Below are 19137 nucleotides of genomic sequence, written 5' to 3' on the forward strand. Positions count from 1 at the left end.
GTGTGACACATCCACGACCAGAGGATCGTGGTGTGAGAGCTACCAACCAGACCGGACCCCACAGCCCAACAGCGACCACCGGGAACCGCCACCAGTCAGGGACACGGGGAACCAAATACCGTCCACCCGACCGGGCACGAACGCGGCAACCGAGCCGGGCAACCGTTACCCCGGCAACGGCCAACAACGGCCAACCCCATCAGTAACGGTAGCCGTAGGGCACGGACGTATCGCATGGCGAAGCTCACCCCGCAAATGGGGATCAAAGTGGATGTCAGTGGCGTTCTACACAATGAATCGCATACGCGACCACCGAATGAATTGAGGGTTGAGATGACTGGGTTGGGAGCCGCAGTCTATGGCGGGTTCTTCGCCCTTGCCGCGCTGTGGCTGTTCCTGACGTCCGATTACCGGGGTAACGGAGCAGACGATCAGGACCAGCGGCCGGAGCGCTCGAACTCGACCAACACCTCAGCCGACGCCGACGGGTCCAGCCCGTGGCTGGCTAGCCACTCGTCGTCGAAGTAGGTATCGGCGTAGCGGTCGCCGCTATCGGCGATCAACGTCACCACTGAGCCGCTGCGCTTCGTCTTGACCATCTCGGCCAGCAGGCCGAACGCACCCCACACGTTGGTTCCCGTCGACGGGCCCACTCGTCGGCCCAGCACCGTGCTGACGTGATGAGCCGCGGCCACCGACGCAGCGTCCGGGACGGTCACCATGCAGTCGACGACGTCGGGCAGGAACGACGGCTCCACCCGCGGCCTGCCGATTCCCTCGATGCGTGACGACACGCCCGTGACGACGTCGCGGCGGCCCATCGCGTAGGCCGGGAAGAAGGCCGAGTGCTCCGGGTCGGCGACGCACAATCGGGTGGGGTAGCGCCGGTAGCGGATGTAGCGCCCGATCGTCGCACTGGTGCCACCGGTGCCCGCGCCGACCACGACCCAGTCGGGAATGGGGTGTGGCTCGTCGTGCATCTGCTGGAAGATCGACTCTGCGATGTTGTTGTTGCCTCGCCAGTCCGTGGCGCGCTCGGCGTTGGTGAACTGGTCCAGGTAGTGCCCGCCGGTCTCCTCGGCAAGCCGCTCCGCCTCGGCGTACACCTGAGCCGCCTCGGCGACGAAATGGCAACGGCCGCCTTGTGATTCGATGAGTGCGATCTTCGATGAACTCGTCGACGACGTCATCACCGCGATGAACGGCAGCCCCAGCAGCGCGGCGAAGTAGGCCTCGGACACGGCCGTCGACCCCGAGGACGCCTCGATGACCGTCGTGTGTTCACCGATCCAGCCGTTGCACAGGGCGTAGAGGAACAGTGAGCGGGCCAGTCGGTGCTTGAGGCTGCCGGTGATGTGGGTCGACTCGTCCTTGAGATACAACTGCACGTCCACGCCGTCGCACCACTGCGACGGCAGCGGATACCGCAGCAGGTGCGTGTCGGCGCTGCGTCGGGAGTCGGCCTCGATCAGTCGGACCGCGTTGTCCACCCACCGGCGTGGCTGGCTGCGGGTCGCGACGGTAGCCGGTTCGGTCACCGGGCCGATACGGCCGATCGGGACACGCCCGCCTTGGTGCCTGCGTGCCCGCCACCGGTCGGCGCGGCGACCAACGTCAGCAGCGTGGCCTCTGGCCGGCAGCAGAACCGATACGGGGCGTACGGGGAGGTGCCGATACCCGCCGACACGTGCAGTTGCATGGCCGAGCCCCACCGGGACATGCCCTTGGCCCGCGACGGGTCGAGGTCGCAGTTCGTGACGACGGCACCCCGGAACGGCACGCACAGCTGTCCACCATGCGTGTGTCCGGCCATCACCAGCTGGTAGCCGTCCTCGGCGAAGCGGTCGAGCACCCGGGTGTACGGCGCGTGCGTCAGGCCAAGCGTCAGGTTGGCCGCCGGGTTGGGCCGTCCAGCGATGGTGTCGTAGCGGTCGCGCGTCAGGTGTGGGTCGTCGACGCCGGCCACCGCGATCAGCTGGCCCTTGACCTCGAGCTCGCGCCGCGTGTGCGTCATGTCCAGCCAGCCCCGCTCACTGAACGCCGCACGCAGGTCCTGCCATGGGAGCGGCTCGCCCGTCACCCGCTTGGAGGGGTTGAAGATGTAGCTCGCCGGGTTCTTCGGCGTCGGCCCGAAGTAGTCGTTGCTGCCGAACACGAACAGGCCGGGCACCGACAACAGGTCACCCATCGCCTGCACGACCGACGGCACCGCCTTGGGGTGTGACAGGTTGTCGCCCGTGTTGACCACCAGGTCCGGATCCCACCGGGCGAGCTCCCTCAGCCACGCCTGCTTGTGGCGTTGTTGCGGCCGCATGTGGAAGTCGCTGAGATGCAGCACCCGCAAGGGCGACGATCCCGGCGTGAGCACCGGCATCGTCAGTTCCCGCATCACGAAGGCGTTGCGCTCGATCAGCGTGGCGTAGGCGACGCCGGCGACCAACGAGCCTGCGGCCACCACGGCAGAGTTCTTCAAGACCGTCGAAGGGGCGGACATGGTGGCAGCTTACTGCGAGAACCTGATCACGGTGGTGGTGGCGGCGGAGGCGGTCCGAGCACCGGCACCGTGATGGGCGGCAGGCCGGGGATCTGCACGACGGTCGACCCGATGGCTGCCAGGGGGTTGTTCGGGTCGAACGGTGGCATCCCTGGAGGTGGCGGCGGAGGCGGCGGCGCGATGCCATTGCTGACCTGGATCGTGATGATCGAGCCGGGAACCGTCTGCCCGGCGGGCGAGCTACCGACCACCGCACCCGCCGGGGAGACGCTGTTAATGGGGGTGGCTTGTTCGGCGACCTGGAAGCCGGCGTCCCTCAGGCGCTGACGGGCCAGGTCCTGGCTCATTCCGGCGATGCTCGGAACCTTTGAGCCCGGTGCGCCGTCGACGTAGCGCGGGTCGGTCGGAGGCAGCGCCACGTCCTCGGGGGTGATGACCTTCATCGCGGTGAACCAGGTGCGGGCCGGCTCGTTGCCGCCGAACAGGTCGCCGTATCCGCACTGCCGCAGCGGCCAGGAGCACAGGTCAGACGGCGTAGTGGAGTCGTCGTAGATGTAGTTGGCTGCGGCGAAGGCACTGGTGAAGCCCAGGAAACCCGACGACCGGTGCGCCTCGGTGGTTCCGGTCTTGCCCGACATCGGGAGATTCCAACCGACTGACCCTGCGGACCCGGCCGCGGTACCGGCGCCCGTGTCGTCCTTGCTCATCCCGTTGGCCATGGTGTTGGCCAGGCCCTCCGGGACCACCTGCTCGCAGGTTTCCGTCGTGACCGCGACCTCGTTGCCGGTGCGATCGAAGACCTTGTCGATCGGGTTGGGCGGACACCACACCCCTCCCGAGGCCAGCGTCGCCGCGACGTTCGACAACTCGAGCGCGTTGACCTCGATCGGGCCAAGCGTGAACGAACCCAGGTTCTGCCGTTTGACGAACTCGGCCAGGCTTTCGTTGCTGTCGGGGTCGTAGTCGCGGGCCGTGCCGGGCAGTGCATAGGACCGCAGCCCCAGCTTGACCGCCATGTCGACGGTGCGCTGAACGCCGACCTGCGAGATCAGCTTGGCGAATGCGGTATTCGGCGACGTCGCCAGCGCATCGGTGACACTCAGCGCGCCCCGTGCGCCGCCCGTCACGCACCACGTCGCCGGTGGGCAGCCCTTGGCACCGCCGCTGCCCAGCCCCTTCGCCTCGAACCGGGCCGGGGCGTCGAGCTGAGCGTTGATGCCCATGCCCATGTCGAGGGCCGCTGCCGTGGTGAACACCTTGAAGATCGAACCGGCACCATCGCCGACTAGCGAGAACGGTTGCGGCTGCATGGTTTCCCCGGCGTCGAGGTTCAACCCGTAGGTGCGGTTGCTGGCCATCGCCAGCACCGGATGTCCCTCCTTGCCGGGGCGGATCACGCTCATGACGCTGGCGACGCCGTCCAGGTCGGGCGCGGCGATACCGTCGACCGCCGACTTGACGGGGCCTTGGACGTCGGGGTCGAGCGTGGTCTTGATGAGATAGCCGCCCTTGGCGACCTGTTCCTTGGACAGCCCCGCGCGGGCCAGGTACTCCAGCGCGTAGTCGCAGAAGAAGGCACGGTCGCCCGCGGCGATGCAGCCGCGCGGCAACTCGTTGGGCTGCGGCAGGATGCCCAGCGGCGCCTCCTTGGCGGCCCGCAGCGCCTCGGCCTCCGCAGGAATGTTGTCGATCATGGTGTCCAGCACCACGTTTCGACGCGCGAGCGCGCCGTCGGGATTGGTGTACGGATTCAGCGCGCTGGTCGACTGCACCATGCCTGCGAGCAGCGCGGCCTGCTCCCAGTTCAACTCCGAGGCGTTGATCCCGAAGTAGGTCTGTGCGGCGTCCTGGACGCCGAATGCGCCGTTGCCGAACGACACCAGGTTCAGATAGCGGGTGAGGATCTCCGGCTTGGGGAACGTCTTGTCCAACGTCAACGCCATGCGGATCTCGCGCAGCTTGCGCGCCGGCGTCGTCTCGATGGCCGCGCGCTTCTCTGCGTCCGTTTGAGCGATCACCAGCAACTGGTAGTTCTTCACGTACTGCTGCTCGATGGTGGAGCCACCGCGGGTGTCCAGGTCGCCGGAGGCGTAGCCGGCGAGACCGGTCAGCGTGCCCTTCCAGTCGACGCCGTTGTGTTCGGCGAAGCGCTTGTCCTCGATCGAGACGATAGCCAACTTCATGGTGTTGGCGATCTGGTCGCTGTGCACCTCGAACCGACGCTGGGTGTATAGCCACGCGATGGGGTTTCCCTTGGCGTCCACCATCGTCGAAACGGCGGGTACCTCGCCCTCGACGAGTTGAGCGGAGCCGTTGGCGACGACGTCGGACGCGCGGTTGGACATCAGGCCGAAGCCGCCGACGAGGGGGAACATCAGCGCGGCGGCGATCACACTGGCCAACAAGATGCACCACGCGAGCTTGATGACCGTCACCGCTGCCGGTGGCCGCGTCGACGGTCGCTCAGACATGGCTACAGAGTAGTCACGTCATTCGCCGAGAGCCTCGTGGCTCTGGTATAGGCGCAGAACCAGGGGCTGCGGCGGCTCTGATCATGCGCAAAGATGGGTCACGGCACGGTCGTCCCAAAAATTCGAGATTTGACTGTTGCGCAAAACCCCCCTGACCACCTAGCTTGGACACACAGTGCGATCTAGGTAACACTCCTGGCGCAATGTGGCGTAGATCGCACCGGCGTTCTACACCGAGGTTTGGATCGCCCCAAGTGGCGGCTGGACGAAGGGATCGCTGGTGTCAGGAACACGGCCCGCAGCGCGTAGAACAATGACGACGTCCCCAGTCAACGGTGTAGTCCAAGGTGCTGAGGCCGAGGCCCGCATCGCGTGGGTTTCCCAAGCCCGCTGCCGCCAGGCCGACCCCGACGAGCTCTTCGTCCGCGGCGCCGCTCAGCGCAAAGCCGCCGTGATCTGTAGACACTGCCCCGTCATCCTGGAGTGCGGTGCCGATGCACTGGACAACCGCGTCGAGTTCGGCGTCTGGGGCGGAATGACCGAGCGTCAGCGCCGTGCCCTGCTCAAGCAACACCCCGAGGTCGTTTCCTGGGCCGAGTTCTTCGCCGCCCAGCGCAAACACCGCAGCGCGGTCTAAATCCGCCCTATCCCGCGGTCGCGGCTGGTTCCGCTTCGCCCGTGAGCTGATCCGCGATGGCGCGCAGCGCCTCCAGATCCGATACGTCGAACGGCAGTGACGGAACGCCGACGATCGCCACGTGCGGGTTGGCGCCCGTGAACCGCGACAACAGCCGAACCTCCCTCTTGGCGGTGAGCGCCCGGTCCGCATGAATCCGTAGCACCGCCACCGTCAAGGCGTCGGGACCGTCTTCGCCACCCAGCTGGTCGGCGGCCTCGTTGGCCTTGTCGGCCTTGAGGTCGCACAGTATCGGGTGCGTGCGGTTCAGCACGAGGCCGGCGAGCGGCATCTTCTCCTGCGACAGCCGGTCGACGAAGAAGGTCGCCTCGCGCAGCGCATCGGGCTCGGCAGCGGAGACCACGACGAACTGAGTGCCGCGCCGCTTCAGCAATTCGTAGGTGCGATCGGCCTTCTCGCGGAAACCGTCGAACGTCGCATCCAATGCCTGCACGAACCCAGCTGCGTCCGAGAGCATCTGCGAGCCCAGCACCGTGGAGAGCGCCTTCATTGCCAGGCCGACGGCGCCCGTGACCAGTCTTCCGATTCCTCGGCCAGGAGCGAGCAGCAGGCGCCACAACCGGCTGTCCATGAAGCTGCCTAGCCGCTTGGGGGCGTCGAGGAAGTCCAGCGCGTTGCGGGACGGCGGGGTGTCGACGACGACGAGGTCCCACTTGTCCTCGGCGAGCAGCTGACCCAGCTTCTCCATCGCCATGTACTCCTGCGTGCCCGCCAACGACGTGGCGACCGTTTGATAGAACTGGTTCTCCAGAATCGCCTCGGCGCGGTCGCCTTCGGAGTACTGAAGCACCATTTCGTCGAAGGTTCGGCGCATGTCGAGCATCATCGCGTGGAGTTCGCCCTTGACCTCGGGCGCGAGCGGAACCCGCTGCGGTGAGTTGCCGAGGCTCTCGATGCCGAGCGCCTGGGCTAGGCGCTTGGCCGGGTCGATGGTCAGCACGACGACGGTGCGACCGTACTCGGCGGCGCGCAGCGCCATGGCCGCCGCTGTGGTCGTCTTTCCGACACCGCCTGCGCCACAACATACGACGACCCGGTTGGCCGTGTCGGCCAGGATGGCGCCCATGTCGAGGGCGCGTGGTGCGGTGCTCATCTGACCCCTTGGGAGGCGAGTTCTTCGGCGAGTTCGTACAGGCTGCCCAGGTCCACTCCGTCGCGCAGAGCGGGCAGTTCGAGCCGCGGCACGTCGAGCTCGTCGAGCTCTGCGGCGCTCTCGGCCCTGGCGGCGATGCGGGTCGCGTGCTGGATGGCCTCGGTGAGCAGTCCGGCGAAGTCGCTGTCGGACAACGTGATTCCTGACTTCGACAGGGCCGTGCGGATCGCGTCGGCGTCGACGTCCCCCTCGGCGGCCTTGGCCAGGTCAGCTTGTCCGAAGTAGTTCGGGATGTTCTGGTTGACGATCACGCTGCCGATCGGCAGCCCGAGCCCCTTGAGCTCGTCGATCGCCTCGACGGTCTCCTGGATCGGAAGCGCCTCCAGCAGCGTGACCAGGTGGATGGTGGTCAGCTCTGAGTGCAGCACCTTGACCACGCTCTCGGCCTGACCGTGCACCGGCCCGCCCTTGGCCAGGTCGGAGACGGCCTTGGTGACGTCGAGGAAGCGGGCGATACGGCCCGTCGGCGGCGAGTCGACGACGATGGCGTCGTAGACCGGCTGCTTGCCCTTCTCGGCCCGGGTGACGATCTCGCGGATCTTGCCCGTGAGCAGCACGTCGCGCAGGCCGGGCGCGATGGTCGTCGCGAACTCGACGGCGCCGAGGCGGCGCATCGCCCGGCCGGCGATGCCGAGGTTGTAGAACATGTCGAGGTACTCGAGGAACGCCGCCTCGGTGTCGATGGCGAGTGCGTTGACCTGACCGCCGCCCTCGGCCGTGGCGATCTTGACCTCCTCGTACGGCAGTGGTGGAACGTCGAAGAGTTGCGCGATGCCTTGGCGCCCTTCGACTTCCACCAACAACACCTTGCGACCGCCCGCCGCGAGGGCGAGTGCCAACGACGCCGCGATGGTCGACTTTCCGGTGCCGCCCTTGCCCGTCACGAAGTGCAAGCGCGCCTTGGTGAGGCGCGACGGCCAGGCAACGGCCGCTCGGCCGACGGGTGCGGAAGTCTGGGAAGCCACCTGAGCATGCTAGCCAAGTGCGACGGGTGGGCCGATAGGCTCAGCCACATGAGTGAACCGACCAAGTGGGAATACGCGACCGTGCCCCTATTGACCCATGCGACCAAGCAGATCCTCGATCAGTGGGGCGAGGACGGCTGGGAACTGGTGTCGGTACTGGTCGGGCCCACGGGCGAGCAGCACATCGCCTATCTGAAAAGGCCGAAATGAGCGTCTCGGCCCGGCTCGCCGAGCTCGGCATCGAACTACCCGAGGTGGTCGCCCCGCTGGCGGCGTATGTGCCTGCGGTGCGCACGGGCAACCTCGTCTACACCTCGGGTCAGCTGCCGATCGTCGGAGGTGAGCTGCTGCAGACCGGGAAGGTCGGCGCGACGGTCAGCCCCGAGGATGCGAAGGCGCTGGCCCGGGTCTGCGCGCTGAACGCGCTTGCCGCCGTCCATTCGTTGGTGGGCGTCGACTCCATCACCCGCGTGGTGAAGGTGGTCGGATTCGTCGCCTCCGCAGCGGGTTTCAGCGGACAACCCGGCGTCGTCAACGGGGCGTCGCAGTTGTTCGGCGAGATCTTCGGCGACGCGGGCGCGCACGCCCGGTCGGCCGTCGGCGTGTCCGAACTGCCGCTCGACGCGCCGGTCGAGGTGGAACTGATCGTCGAGGTCGCGTGACGGTCCTGGAGCATCCGGCCTACGGACTGCTGCGACCGGTGACCGACACGGCGTCGGTGCTGCTGTGCGAGAACCCCGGCCTGCTGTCCCTCGACGGCACGAACACCTGGGTGCTGCAAGGCCCGGGCAGCGACGAGCGCGTGATCGTCGACCCCGGCCCCGACGACGACGCGCACATCGAGCGGATCGCCGCGCTCGGCAAGATCCCGCTGGTGCTGATCAGCCACAAGCACGGCGACCACACCGACGCGATCGACAAGCTCGTCGACCGCACCGGGGCGACGGTGCGGGCGGTGGGCAGCGGCTTCCTGCGCGGTCTAGGCGGTCCGTTGACCGACGGCGAGGTCATCGACGCCGCGGGGCTGCGGATCACGGTGATGGCGACGCCAGGACACACGGCGGATTCGCTGTCGTTCCTTGTCGAGGATGCCGTGCTGACCGCTGACACGGTGTTGGGTCGGGGGACCACCGTCATCGACAACGAGGACGGCAGCCTGCGCGATTACATGGAGTCGTTGCGGCGGCTGAACGGGCTGGGCGGGCGCACGGTGCTGCCCGGGCACGGGCCGGACCTGCCCGATCTCGAGGCCGTCACCGACATGTACCTGACGCATCGCGAGCAGCGGCTCGAGCAGGTGCGCGACGCACTACGCACGCTGGGCGACGACGCCACGGCCCGCCAGATCGTCGAACACGTCTACACCGACGTCGACGAGAAGCTGTGGGATCACGCGGAGTGGAGCGTTCAGGCTCAGCTGAACTACCTGCGCGCCTAGACCCCTGCAGTTAGCGGGCGCGATGAAGGCTCGCTGGGCGCGATTTATCGCGCTCGGCGAGCCAAGCGCTCGGAGTCGCTGATGAGCACGCTCTTGCCCTCGAGCCGGATCCAGCCGCGGTGCGCGAAGTCGGCCAGCGCCTTGTTCACAGTCTCGCGGGAGGCGCCCACCAGCTGTGCGATCTCCTCTTGGGTCAGGTCGTGCGTCACGCGCAGCGCCCCGCCTTCCTGGGTGCCGAACCGCTGGGCCAGCTGCAAAAGCTGCTTCGCCACGCGGCCTGGCACGTCGGTGAAGATGAGGTCGGCGAGGTTGTTGTTGGTGCGGCGCAGGCGACGGGCCAACACCCGCAGCAGCTGCTCGGCGATCTCCGGCCGATCGGCGATCCATGCCCGCAGCGCGTCGCGGTCCATCGACACGGCGCGCACCTCGGTGATGGTGGTGGCGCTCGACGTCCGTGGCCCAGGGTCGAAGATCGACAATTCGCCGAACATGTCCGACGGCCCCATGATGGTGAGCAGATTCTCGCGACCGTCCGGCGACCGGCGACCGATCTTCACCTTGCCGTTGATGATGATGTAGAGCCGGTCGCCCGGCTCACCCTCGGCGAATACGGTGTGTCCACGCGGGAAGTCGACGGGCTGAAGCTGTTTCGTCAGCGCTGATACCGCGGTGGGTTCGACGCCCTGGAAGATTCCGGCCCTGGCCAGGATCTCGTCCACGTTGCCCCTCTTAAGCTCTTCGGTGATATGACACGCGCAGGCCAACCACTAACTCGTTGCCGAAGTCAGTCTAGAGGTAGGCGCCGTTGCGACGTGCCAACGCTACACACGATCGGCCTGTCGAGTCGGCTGAAATTGCGGATTCGACCGGTGATGGACGTACACGCGCGTCGGCAAACCTGCGCCTGAATCGGCCGGTGCGTACCTCTCGGGCCGCGATTCTCGCAGCGGCAGCGTGTCCGGCGGGGTGGTGTCGCGGACGGCGAGCGGCCTTCGCGCCGAGTCTGCCTTGGCTTGTTCGAGCAACGCGGTTACGTCGGTCTCCGAGACGGTGCCGTCGTCGAGGCCCGCTTCGAGTCGGTCCAGCCCAAAGGTTGCCAGCATCAGCAACCCCGGAATGAACGCGACGAGCAACCAAGACACATGGCGAAGTAAACACGCCGAAGGTCTCAGCGGGATCACGAAATGCCACCGGTCCGCGTCTACACTTGTCGGCCCCGTCAGTACGCTGAATCCGTGGCAATTGAAGCGGCGTCGTCCCCGAAGTCCGACAAGCGAACCGCCAAGTTCGACAACGAGACGCACACTGGTTTGGTCCGTCGCGCCCGACGAATGAATCGCACACTCTCCCAGGCATTTCCGCACGTCTACTGCGAGCTGGACTTCACCAATCCGCTGGAACTGACGGTGGCCACGATTCTGTCTGCGCAGAGCACCGACGTCCGGGTCAATCTCACTACCCCCGCGTTGTTCCTGAAGTACCGGAGCGCGCTCGACTACGCACGAGCCGACCGCGACGAACTCGAGGCGATCATCCGTCCCACCGGTTTCTTCCACAACAAGGCGACGTCGCTGATGAAGCTCGGCCAGGAGCTCGTCGAGCGGTTCGACGGGCAGGTGCCCGACACGCTCGACGAACTGGTGACGCTGCCGGGCATCGGTCGCAAGACGGCCAACGTGGTGCTCGGCAACGCGTTCGACGTTCCTGGCATCACCGTCGACACGCACTTCGGCCGGCTGGTCCGGCGCTGGCGTTGGACCGAGCTCGAGGACCCGGTGAAGGTGGAGTTCGCCATCGGTGAGCTCATCGAGCGCAAGGAGTGGACGCTGCTCAGCCACCGGGTGATCTTCCACGGCAGGCGCGTGTGTCACGCCAAGAAGCCGGCCTGCGGGGTCTGCGCGCTGGCCAAGGACTGTCCGTCGTTCGGTACCGGGCCGACGGACCCGCTGCTCGCGGCGCCGCTGGTGAAGGGGCCGGAGACGGAGCACCTCTTGGCGATGGCCGGGCTCTGAGCCCCGGCCGATGAACAGGTCGACCCGTTGGACCGTCGCGGTGCTGATCGTCGTCGCGGCGATCGTGGCGGCGCTGTGGACCGAACTACGCGACTCCGACTCAGTGGCCGGTACGTCGGTCGGGACCGCCGGCCCCGGCGCGGCGCGCGACCACCGCGACGTCGACACCGCTGAGGCGCTTGCCGGACCGCGCGCCGACGCCAAGCTCGAGCCGTGTCCGCCGCCGGGCCGGGGCGACGGCCCGCAACTCCTGCGCGGCATCACGCTCGAATGCGCGGGCGACGGGTCGCAGGTCGACGTGGCCAAGGTCGTGGCGGGGCGAACGACGGTGCTCAACCTGTGGGCCTACTGGTGCGGGCCATGCAGGGACGAGCTCCCCGCCATGGCCGAGTACCAACGCCGGGTCGGCGATGACGTCACCGTGCTCACCGTGCATCAGGACGAGAACGAGACGGCGGGGCTGTTGCTCATGGCCGAACTGGGCGTGCGGTTGCCCACGCTTCAAGACGGGCAACGGCTCGTCGCGGCCGCGCTGCGCGTGCCAAACGTCATGCCTGCAACCGTCGTGTTGCGCTCGGACGGTAGCGTGGCCGAGGTGCTACCGCGGTCGTTCACCACCGCCGACGAGATAGCCGCTGCGGTGAACGCAGCGATAACCTAGATCAACCCCGACATAAGGAGTGCCTGGTTGAGCTCCGACCGCGTAGGCAGTCCGCTCAGTCCCGACGCCGCCCCCACCTGGCTCAAGCCGCTCGTCGACAACGTCGGTGACGTACCGAGCGCCTATCGCAACCGGGTGCCCGCCGACGTGCTGGCCGCCATGACGGCAGCGAACGCCGCTGCCACGCTGACCATGCAGAAGCGTGACGCAGCGGTGCTGGTGTTGTTCTCCGGGCCGCAGGACTCCCCGACGGGTGGGCTGCCCGACGACGCGGACCTGCTGGTCACCGTGCGCGCGTCGACGCTGCGGAACCACGCGGGCCAGGCGGCGTTCCCCGGCGGAGCGTCCGACCCCGACGACGAGGGCCCGGTGTTCACCGCGTTGCGGGAGGCGCGCGAGGAGACCGGCATCGACACCGCCCGGCTGCGGACGCTGGCCACGTTGGACCGGATGTTCATTCCGCCGTCGGGCTTTCACGTGGTTCCGGTGCTCGCGTACTCGCCCGACCCCGGGCCGGTGGGTGTCGTCGATCCAGGGGAGACGGCGATCGTCGCGCGGGTCCCCGTCCGCGCGTTCATCAACCCCGATAATCGCTTGATGGTGTACCGCCAGCAGAACACCAGCCGTTTCGCGGGGCCGGCGTTCCTGCTGAATCAGATGCTCGTCTGGGGGTTCACCGGTCAGGTCATCTCGGCGATGCTCGACGTCGCCGGTTGGGCCACGCCGTGGAACACGCGCGACCTTGTTGAGCTCGACGCGGCGATGGCGCTCGTTGGCGGCGGCAACAGTTACCGTGATGACCAACAATGACATCGTCACAGTGGCTTGACCTCGCGATCCTGGCCGTCGCGTTCGTGGCCGCCATCTCTGGCTGGCGTACGGGCGCGCTCGGCTCGCTGCTCGCGTTCTTCGGGGTCGTGCTCGGCGGGGTCGCGGGAATCCTGCTCGCACCGCACGTGGTCAGCCATCTCGATGGCCAGCGCACCCGGTTGTTCGTCGCACTGTTCCTGATCCTCGGCCTCGTCGTCATCGGTGAGATCGCGGGCGTGGTGCTCGGCCGGGCCGCGCGCGCGGCGATCCGCAATCCAGCGCTGCGCAGCTTCGACTCGTTGGTGGGGGTGGCGCTGCAGGTCGTCACGATTCTGCTCGCCGCGTGGGTGTTGGCCATTCCGCTGACGTCTGCGAATCAGCCGAATCTCGCTGCGGCAGTGCGTGGTTCGAGAATTCTCACCGGGGTCGACCAGGTGGCGCCAGAGTGGGTGACCTCCAAGCTGCGGGCCAGCCTGAACAAGCTGTATGGCACGTCCGGGCTCCCCGACGTGCTGCCGCGGTTTGGCCGCACGCCGAACGTCGACGTCGACGTTCCGGATGCGACCCTGGCGTCGGACCCGGTGGTGGCCAACACCCGTCCGAGCGTGCTGAAGATCCGCGGCGTGGCACCCAGCTGCCAGCGGGTGCTCGAGGGCAGTGGGTTCGTCGTCTCGCCCAATCGGGTGATGTCCAACGCGCACGTCGTTGCGGGCTCCGAGACCGTCACCGTCGAGGCCGACGGCCAGTCGTACGACGCGAGCGTCGTGTCATACGACCCAGAGGCGGACATCTCCCTGCTCGACGTCCCGAACCTGCCGTCGCCGCCGCTGGCCTTCGACATGCGGGAGGCCCCGACCGGGACGGACTCGGTGGTGATGGGCTACCCGGGTGGAGGCGACTTCACCGCGACGCCTGCGCGCATCCGCGAGATCATTCAGCTCAAGGGGCCCGACATCTATCACACCAACACGGTCACCCGTGAGGTTTACACCATCAGAGGCACTGTCCGACAGGGCAATTCGGGTGGACCGCTGATCGATCGCGAAGGCCGGGTGCTCGGCGTCGTCTTCGGCGCCGCAGTCGACGACGCGGACACCGGCTTCGTGCTCACTGCCAACGAGGTGGCCAAGCAGATGGCGAAGGTGGGCAACACCGCGACGGTGCCAACCGGGACCTGCATCCCTTAACGTGAGGTCCTGTAGACCTGACCGAGGAAGCGCATCAGGTGCTCGTTGACTTGATCGGGAGCCTCCTCGTGACCGAAGTGACCCGCGCCTGCCAGTGACGCGTAGCGACCGTGCGGCGCGTAGCGCTGGGTGCGATCTACCGGCTCCGCCAGTACGTAGGGGTCGGCGTCGCCGCGCATGTGCAGGACCGGGACCGCCAGCGGCCGCTTCATCGACCGCATGAACCGGCGGCCCTCGCCACGCAGCTGGCTGCGAACCGCCCACCGCTGGTACTCCAGCGCCGAGTGAGCGGCCGACGGGATCTGGATGGCGCGACGCATGTGTCCGATGGCCTCCGAAAAGTCCTCGGAGGCAATCCATTTGGCGCTGGCGCGGCTACGCACCAGGACCTCGAGCTCTTCGGCGTCGTGGCGGGTCAGCACGTGCTCTGGCCACCACGGCAATTGGTAGCGCAGCATCCACGGCAGCAGCGCCAGCCCTTGATCGCGCCGCGTCAACGCCGAAGCGCGCAGCGCCACCGGATGTGGCGAACTCACGAGGGCGATCGCCCGGACCACCCGCGGATGCAATACCGACGTCGCCCAGCACACCAGCCCGCCGTCGGCGTGCCCCACCAGGGTCGCCCGCTCGTGGCCGAGCGCGCGCACCAGTCCTGCGGTGTCGCCGGCCAGCGTCCAGCCGTCGTAGCCGCGCGGGGGCTTGTCACTACCGCCGTAGCCGCGCAGGTCCACCGCCACCACCCGGGCCCCAGTGAGCGCCCGCAGTTGGTGGCGCCACGACCACCAGAACGAACCGAAGCCGTGCAGCAGGATTACCAGCGGCCGCTCGCCGGCCCTGGCGGGCGAGTCGTCAGGGGTGTTCGCCTCGACGACGTGAAAGCGAATCCCGTTGGCGTGCACCTCGACATGCCGCCATGGACCGTCGATGCGGACGACCGACGGATCGGGCGGCTGCCGGGACTCGCCGCCCTGGCGGCGCGCAGCCATCTACCAGCCCGATGGATCTGCCGTCGACTCCGGAGTCGCTCCCGGCTTGCCCGCGGACTTGGCTTGGCCCGGCACCAGCGCTTCCCGCGCTTCCCTGACGGACGTGATCGTCTGCTGCGGCCCGCGAATCCGACGCACCTTCAAATAGCCGAGCAGCGCGAACACCACAGTGGTCAGCACCATCAGCCCGAAGACGATGAGGTACGCGACCCAGGTCCACAGCCACAAGTCGAGCAGCACGGCGAGGAACAAGAAGAAGAAGAACGTCGAATAGAACAGCACGACGAGCGCCAGGATGAAGAAGACGCTGCCGGTGAGCCCCTTCTTGACGTCGCGGGTGAGCTCGGCCTTGGCCAGTTCGACCTCGGCCCGGACCAGCGTCGAGATCTGCGCAGAAGTGTCCTTGACCAGGTCACCGATCGAAGGATCGACCTTTGGTGCGTGCGCGTCGACCAGCGGAATCGACGTCACAGTCGCCGGCACGCCGTTCTTGCGGTCGCCACTGCTCACGGGTCACGTCCTCCCAGCGTCGGATTCGTGGTCAAGCTCGATGCGGTTCATGTTGCCATGTCGCAGCGGGCAGTTCGATCTCGGCCGACGATAGACTGATCGCGCTTGGCAAATAGTCGGGGCGGACGAACGGAGTTGGCTGTTGTTCAACCGCTGGCCATTCGTGGTGTCGGCGGTCCTCGCGATCGTGGTCCTGACCCTGACCACTCCGTCCCTTCCGGCCGCCCAGGCAGATGCGCCGGTTCCGCTCGGCGGCGGTTCGGGAATCGTGGTCGACGGGGACACGTTCTGCACGCTGACCGCCATCGGCAACGACAGCCGCGGCAATCTGATCGGGTTCACGTCGGCGCACTGTGGAGGGCCGGGCGCGCAGGTCGCGGCCGAGGGGGCCGCGGACCGTGGCACCTTGGGCACCATGGTGGCCGGCAACGACGGCCTCGACTACGCGGTGATCGAGTTCGATCCGGCGAAGGTGCAGCCGGTCAGCACCGTCAACGGCTTCCGGATCGACGGCATCGCCCCCGACCCCACCTTCGGTGCGGTGGCCTGCAAGCTCGGGCGGACCACCGGCTATTCGTGCGGCGTCACGTGGGGGCCCGGCGACAAACCGGGCACCATCGTCAACCAGGTGTGCGGTCAACCCGGTGACTCGGGTGCGCCGGTCACCGTCGACAACCATCTGGTCGGCATGATCCACGGCGCGTTCAGCGAGGAATTGCCCACGTGCGTCGTCAAGTTCGTGCCACTGCACACGCCTGCGGTCACGATGTCCATCAACTCGATCCTCGCCGACATCGCGGCGAAGAACCGGCCGGGATCGGGCTTCGTCCCCGTCGCCTAAGCCCGCGGCTACTTGCTGGCGCGGATCGCTTCGAAGACGCTGGGGTCCACCAAAGTCGAGGTGTCACCGAGCTCGCGGCCCTCGGCGACGTCGCGCAGAAGTCGGCGCATGATCTTGCCGCTGCGAGTCTTGGGGAGTTCGGGCACGACGTGGATCTCGCGGGGGCGCGCGATCGGCGAGATCTCCTTGGCCACCTGTTTGCGGAGTTCGTCGATCATGTCCTCGGTGCCGCCCTGGGCACTGGACTTGAGGATGACGAACGCGCAGATCGCCTGCCCGGTGGTGTCGTCACTGGCGCCGACGACCGCCGCCTCCGCTACTCCCGAATGTCCGACGAGCGCGGATTCCACTTCGGCAGTGGAGATTCGGTGCCCGGATATGTTCATCACGTCGTCGATGCGGCCCAACACCCAGATGTTGCCGTCGGCGTCGTAGCGGGCCCCGTCGCCAGCGAAGTACCAGCCCTGCTCGGCGAACCGCGACCAGTAGGTCTCCTTGAACCGCTCGGGATCTCCCCAGATGCCGCGCAGCATCGACGGCCACGGCTTGTCGAGCACGAGGTAGCCGTTGGGCTGTTCGCCGTGGTCGGCGCCCGGTGAGAGTTGGTTGCCGTCGTCGTCGACGATCTTGGCCGAGATGCCGGGCAGCGGCGTCATCGCCGAGCCTGGTTTGGCCGCCGTGACACCCGGCAGCGGCGAGATCATGATGGACCCCGTCTCGGTCTGCCACCAGGTGTCGACGATCGGGGTCTTGTTGGCGCCGAACGCATCCCGGTACCAGCGCCAGGCCTCGGGGTTGATCGGCTCGCCGACTGAACCCAACAGTCGCAGGCTCGACAGGTCGTGCTCGGCTGGGAGTTGGTGCCCCCACTTCATGAACGTACGCACCAGCGTCGGGGCGGTGTAATAGATTGTCACGCCGTACTTCTCGATGACCTGGAAGTGGCGGTGCTCGTCGGGTGAAGCCGGCGTGCCCTCGTAGACCACCTGGGTGACGCCGTTGGACAGCGGCCCGTACACGATGTAGCTGTGGCCGGTGACCCAGCCGATGTCGGCCGTGCACCAATACACGTCGGTCTCGGGTTTGACGTCGAACACGTTGTGGTGCGTGTAGCTGGATTGGGTGAGGTACCCACCGGTGGTGTGCACGATGCCCTTGGGCTTTCCCGTGGTGCCCGAGGTGTAGAGCAGGAACAGCGGATGCTCGGCGTCGAACGCTTCCGGGGTGTGCTCGGTCGACGCGCCGTCGACGACGTCGTGCCACCACAGGTCGCGGCCCTCGGTCCACGCCACGTCGATCCCGGTGCGGCGGACCACCAGTACGTGCTCGACGCTGGGCTGGCCGTCGCAGGCCTCGTCGATCGCTTCCTTCAGCGAGGCTGCCTTGCCGCGGCGGAACTGCCCATCGGTGGTGATGACGAGCTTGGCCTCGGCGTCCTCGATGCGCGCCTGCAGCGCGGTCGCCGAGTAGCCGGCGAACACCACCGAGTGCATGACGCCCAGCCGTGCGCAGGCCAGCATCGCGACGATCGCCTCGGGCACCATCGGCATGTAGATCGCGACCCGGTCCCCGGCCACCAGCCCGAGCTCGGAGAAGGCGTTGGCGGCCTTGCACACGTCGTCCTTGAGCTGTGCGTAGGTGATCGAGCGACTGTCGCCGACGGGCTCGCCCTCCCAGAGGATCGCCACCCGGTCGCCGTTGCCGGCTTCGACGTGGCGGTCCACGCAGTTGTACGCGACGTTGAGCTTGCCCCCGACGAACCACTTGGCGAATGGCGCTCCCGACCAGTCCAACACCTCGGTGAACGGGGTGTCCCACGACAGCCGGTTCGCCTGGGCCGCCCAGAACGCGAGCCTGTCGCGCTCTGCCTCGGCGTACAGCTCGGTGGTGGCGTTCGCAGCGGCGGCGAATTCGGCCGACGGGGGATAGGTGGACGCGGTCGCAGTAGAAGCCTCGGACATGGTTGTGAGCCTAGTCACCCGACGTTGCAGGGCGGTTGCAACTCATACCGCCGGCCGTAGACGGTGGGAGGTCTGCGACGAATGCGCGTCGAGACGGGTCCAACGGTCGATCGCCGTGCCACGTAGCGTGTCGTGTCGTGGCCGCTTCCGACCCCCTCGCCCCGCTGGCGCAATTACCCGGGGTGGCCGAAGCGAGCGAGGCGGCCCGCGCCGCGATCGCCCGCGCCCACCGGCACCGCGCCAATCTGCGTGGCTGGCCAGCGGCGGCGGCCGAAGCCGCGGTGCGCGGTGCGCGGGCCTCGTCGGTGCTCGACGGCGGTGCGCTGTCGATCTCAGGGGACGACGGGCAGGCCGAGCCGGTGCTCGCGGGTGCATTGCGGGTCGCGGAGGCGCTCGAGGGTGGCGCCACCGCGCTCGTCGGCGTGTGGAAGCGCGCCCCGCTACAGGCCATGGCCCGACTTCATGCGTTGGCGGCGGCGGAGCTGACCGACGACGACGCGCTGGGGCGGCCACGGCCCGACCCCGACGTGGGCCGCAGGCTCGAGTTGTTGGGCGACATCGTGACCGGAGGGACCGGGGTGCCCGCGCCCGTGCTCGCGGCGGTGGCCCACGGTGAACTGCTCACCTTGGCCCCGTTCGGGGTGGCCGACGGAGTGGTGGCGCGCGCGGTGTCGCGGCTGATCACGATCACCAGCGGGCTCGACCCACACGGGCTCGGCGTTCCCGAGATCTACTGGATGCGCGAATCGGGCGACTACCGCGCCGCGGCGCGCGGATTTGCGTCGGGTACGTCCGACGGGCTGGCGGTGTGGCTGATCACCAGCTGCCGGGCATTTGAGGACGGCGCGCGCGAGGCGCTGTCCATTGCCGAAGCCTCGTCGGGGCAGTAGCCAGCAAAGTGAAGCGGGCGGCGCTCCGAAAATAATTCGGCTCGCCGCCCGCTAGCACGGA

The 19137-nt window shown here is 67.7% G+C and carries 20 protein-coding genes; 10 read left to right on the forward strand and 10 right to left on the reverse strand.

Annotation, left to right across the window (positions count from 1 at the left end; genetic code table 11):
- Positions 1 to 431: 431 nt before the first annotated feature.
- From SLQ33_RS15465 to ponA2, 3 genes are read right to left on the reverse strand one after another with little or no spacing between them, the layout of a single operon-like run.
- A complete protein-coding gene (locus tag SLQ33_RS15465; RefSeq protein WP_319454756.1) occupies positions 432 to 1538 on the reverse strand; it encodes a PLP-dependent cysteine synthase family protein in 1107 nt (368 codons plus the stop codon).
- Complete coding sequence (locus tag SLQ33_RS15470; protein WP_319454757.1) at positions 1535 to 2494, reverse strand: metallophosphoesterase; 960 nt, start codon at positions 2492 to 2494, stop codon at positions 1535 to 1537. The genes SLQ33_RS15465 and SLQ33_RS15470 overlap by 4 nt, the downstream gene beginning before the upstream one ends.
- A gap of 26 nt (positions 2495 to 2520) precedes the next feature.
- Positions 2521 to 4965, reverse strand: a complete 2445-nt coding sequence (gene ponA2, locus SLQ33_RS15475) for a transglycosylase/D,D-transpeptidase PonA2 (protein ID WP_319454758.1) — start codon at positions 4963 to 4965, stop codon at positions 2521 to 2523.
- Positions 4966 to 5245: 280 nt separating this feature from the next.
- On the opposite strand from ponA2, the gene SLQ33_RS15480 reads away from it, so the two are divergent.
- A complete protein-coding gene (locus tag SLQ33_RS15480) occupies positions 5246 to 5602 on the forward strand; it encodes a WhiB family transcriptional regulator (protein WP_319454759.1) in 357 nt (118 codons plus the stop codon).
- Positions 5603 to 5609: 7 nt separating this feature from the next.
- Here the strand turns inward: SLQ33_RS15480 and SLQ33_RS15485 are convergent, their stop codons facing one another.
- Together SLQ33_RS15485 and SLQ33_RS15490 are read right to left on the reverse strand one after the other, a co-directional pair.
- On the reverse strand, positions 5610 to 6755 hold the full coding sequence (locus SLQ33_RS15485; RefSeq protein WP_319454760.1) for an ArsA family ATPase: 1146 nt from the start codon (positions 6753 to 6755) through the stop codon (positions 5610 to 5612).
- Entirely contained in the window at positions 6752 to 7780 is a 1029-nt protein-coding gene (locus SLQ33_RS15490) for an ArsA family ATPase (RefSeq protein ID WP_319454761.1), read from the reverse strand. Before SLQ33_RS15490 ends, SLQ33_RS15485 begins: the two co-directional genes overlap by 4 nt.
- 48 nt (positions 7781 to 7828) lie before the next feature.
- On the opposite strand from SLQ33_RS15490, the gene SLQ33_RS15495 reads away from it, so the two are divergent.
- The 3 genes from SLQ33_RS15495 to SLQ33_RS15505 are packed head-to-tail and all read left to right on the forward strand — an operon-like array spanning position 7829 to position 9218.
- A complete protein-coding gene (locus SLQ33_RS15495; protein WP_319454762.1) occupies positions 7829 to 7990 on the forward strand; it encodes a DUF4177 domain-containing protein in 162 nt (53 codons plus the stop codon).
- Positions 7987 to 8442, forward strand: a complete 456-nt coding sequence (locus SLQ33_RS15500) for a RidA family protein (RefSeq protein ID WP_319454763.1) — start codon at positions 7987 to 7989, stop codon at positions 8440 to 8442. The genes SLQ33_RS15495 and SLQ33_RS15500 overlap by 4 nt, the downstream gene beginning before the upstream one ends.
- On the forward strand, positions 8439 to 9218 hold the full coding sequence (locus SLQ33_RS15505) for an MBL fold metallo-hydrolase (RefSeq protein WP_319454764.1): 780 nt from the start codon (positions 8439 to 8441) through the stop codon (positions 9216 to 9218). The genes SLQ33_RS15500 and SLQ33_RS15505 overlap by 4 nt, the downstream gene beginning before the upstream one ends.
- A 44-nt stretch (positions 9219 to 9262) precedes the next feature.
- On the opposite strand, the gene crp is transcribed toward SLQ33_RS15505, so the two are convergent.
- Positions 9263 to 9937, reverse strand: coding sequence for a cAMP-activated global transcriptional regulator CRP (gene crp, locus SLQ33_RS15510; RefSeq protein WP_247056989.1), 675 nt, complete (start codon positions 9935 to 9937; stop codon positions 9263 to 9265).
- Between the two features lie 102 nt (positions 9938 to 10039).
- Positions 10040 to 10360 (reverse strand): hypothetical protein, encoded by a 321-nt coding sequence (locus tag SLQ33_RS15515; protein WP_319454765.1) that lies wholly within the window; start codon positions 10358 to 10360, stop codon positions 10040 to 10042.
- A gap of 189 nt (positions 10361 to 10549) precedes the next feature.
- Here SLQ33_RS15515 and nth point away from each other — a divergent pair, with 189 nt between their 5' ends.
- The 4 genes from nth to marP are packed head-to-tail and all read left to right on the forward strand — an operon-like array spanning position 10550 to position 13888.
- Positions 10550 to 11230 carry an endonuclease III gene (gene nth / locus SLQ33_RS15520; RefSeq protein WP_319455147.1) on the forward strand — a complete coding sequence of 227 codons (681 nt, stop codon included), beginning with the start codon at positions 10550 to 10552 and terminating at the stop codon, positions 11228 to 11230.
- 10 nt (positions 11231 to 11240) lie between these two features.
- The gene (locus SLQ33_RS15525) at positions 11241 to 11891 is read left to right on the forward strand and encodes a TlpA disulfide reductase family protein (RefSeq protein WP_319454766.1); all 651 of its coding nucleotides are present in this window, start codon (positions 11241 to 11243) and stop codon (positions 11889 to 11891) included.
- Entirely contained in the window at positions 11892 to 12701 is an 810-nt protein-coding gene (locus SLQ33_RS15530) for an NUDIX hydrolase (RefSeq protein ID WP_413653753.1), read from the forward strand.
- The gene (gene marP, locus SLQ33_RS15535) at positions 12698 to 13888 is read left to right on the forward strand and encodes an acid resistance serine protease MarP (RefSeq protein ID WP_319454768.1); all 1191 of its coding nucleotides are present in this window, start codon (positions 12698 to 12700) and stop codon (positions 13886 to 13888) included. The genes SLQ33_RS15530 and marP overlap by 4 nt, the downstream gene beginning before the upstream one ends.
- Here marP and SLQ33_RS15540 read toward each other — a convergent pair.
- Together SLQ33_RS15540 and SLQ33_RS15545 are read right to left on the reverse strand one after the other, a co-directional pair.
- A complete protein-coding gene (locus SLQ33_RS15540; protein WP_319454769.1) occupies positions 13885 to 14874 on the reverse strand; it encodes an alpha/beta hydrolase in 990 nt (329 codons plus the stop codon). The two genes, marP and SLQ33_RS15540, sit on opposite strands and share 4 nt — an antisense overlap.
- Positions 14875 to 15384 (reverse strand): phage holin family protein, encoded by a 510-nt coding sequence (locus SLQ33_RS15545; RefSeq protein WP_319454770.1) that lies wholly within the window; start codon positions 15382 to 15384, stop codon positions 14875 to 14877.
- A 187-nt stretch (positions 15385 to 15571) separates the two neighbouring features.
- Between SLQ33_RS15545 and SLQ33_RS15550 the strand changes: the two genes are divergently transcribed.
- Positions 15572 to 16225 (forward strand): S1 family peptidase, encoded by a 654-nt coding sequence (locus SLQ33_RS15550; protein WP_319455148.1) that lies wholly within the window; start codon positions 15572 to 15574, stop codon positions 16223 to 16225.
- An 8-nt stretch (positions 16226 to 16233) separates the two neighbouring features.
- Here the strand turns inward: SLQ33_RS15550 and acs are convergent, their stop codons facing one another.
- Positions 16234 to 18186, reverse strand: a complete 1953-nt coding sequence (gene acs, locus SLQ33_RS15555; RefSeq protein ID WP_319454771.1) for an acetate--CoA ligase — start codon at positions 18184 to 18186, stop codon at positions 16234 to 16236.
- A gap of 137 nt (positions 18187 to 18323) precedes the next feature.
- On the opposite strand from acs, the gene SLQ33_RS15560 reads away from it, so the two are divergent.
- The gene (locus tag SLQ33_RS15560; RefSeq protein WP_319454772.1) at positions 18324 to 19076 is read left to right on the forward strand and encodes an oxidoreductase; all 753 of its coding nucleotides are present in this window, start codon (positions 18324 to 18326) and stop codon (positions 19074 to 19076) included.
- The last annotated feature ends 61 nt before the right edge of the window (positions 19077 to 19137 follow it).

Origin of the sequence: Mycobacterium sp. RTGN6, from assembly GCF_033804605.1 — a bacterium.
Taxonomy (GTDB): Bacteria; Actinomycetota; Actinomycetes; order Mycobacteriales; family Mycobacteriaceae; genus Mycobacterium.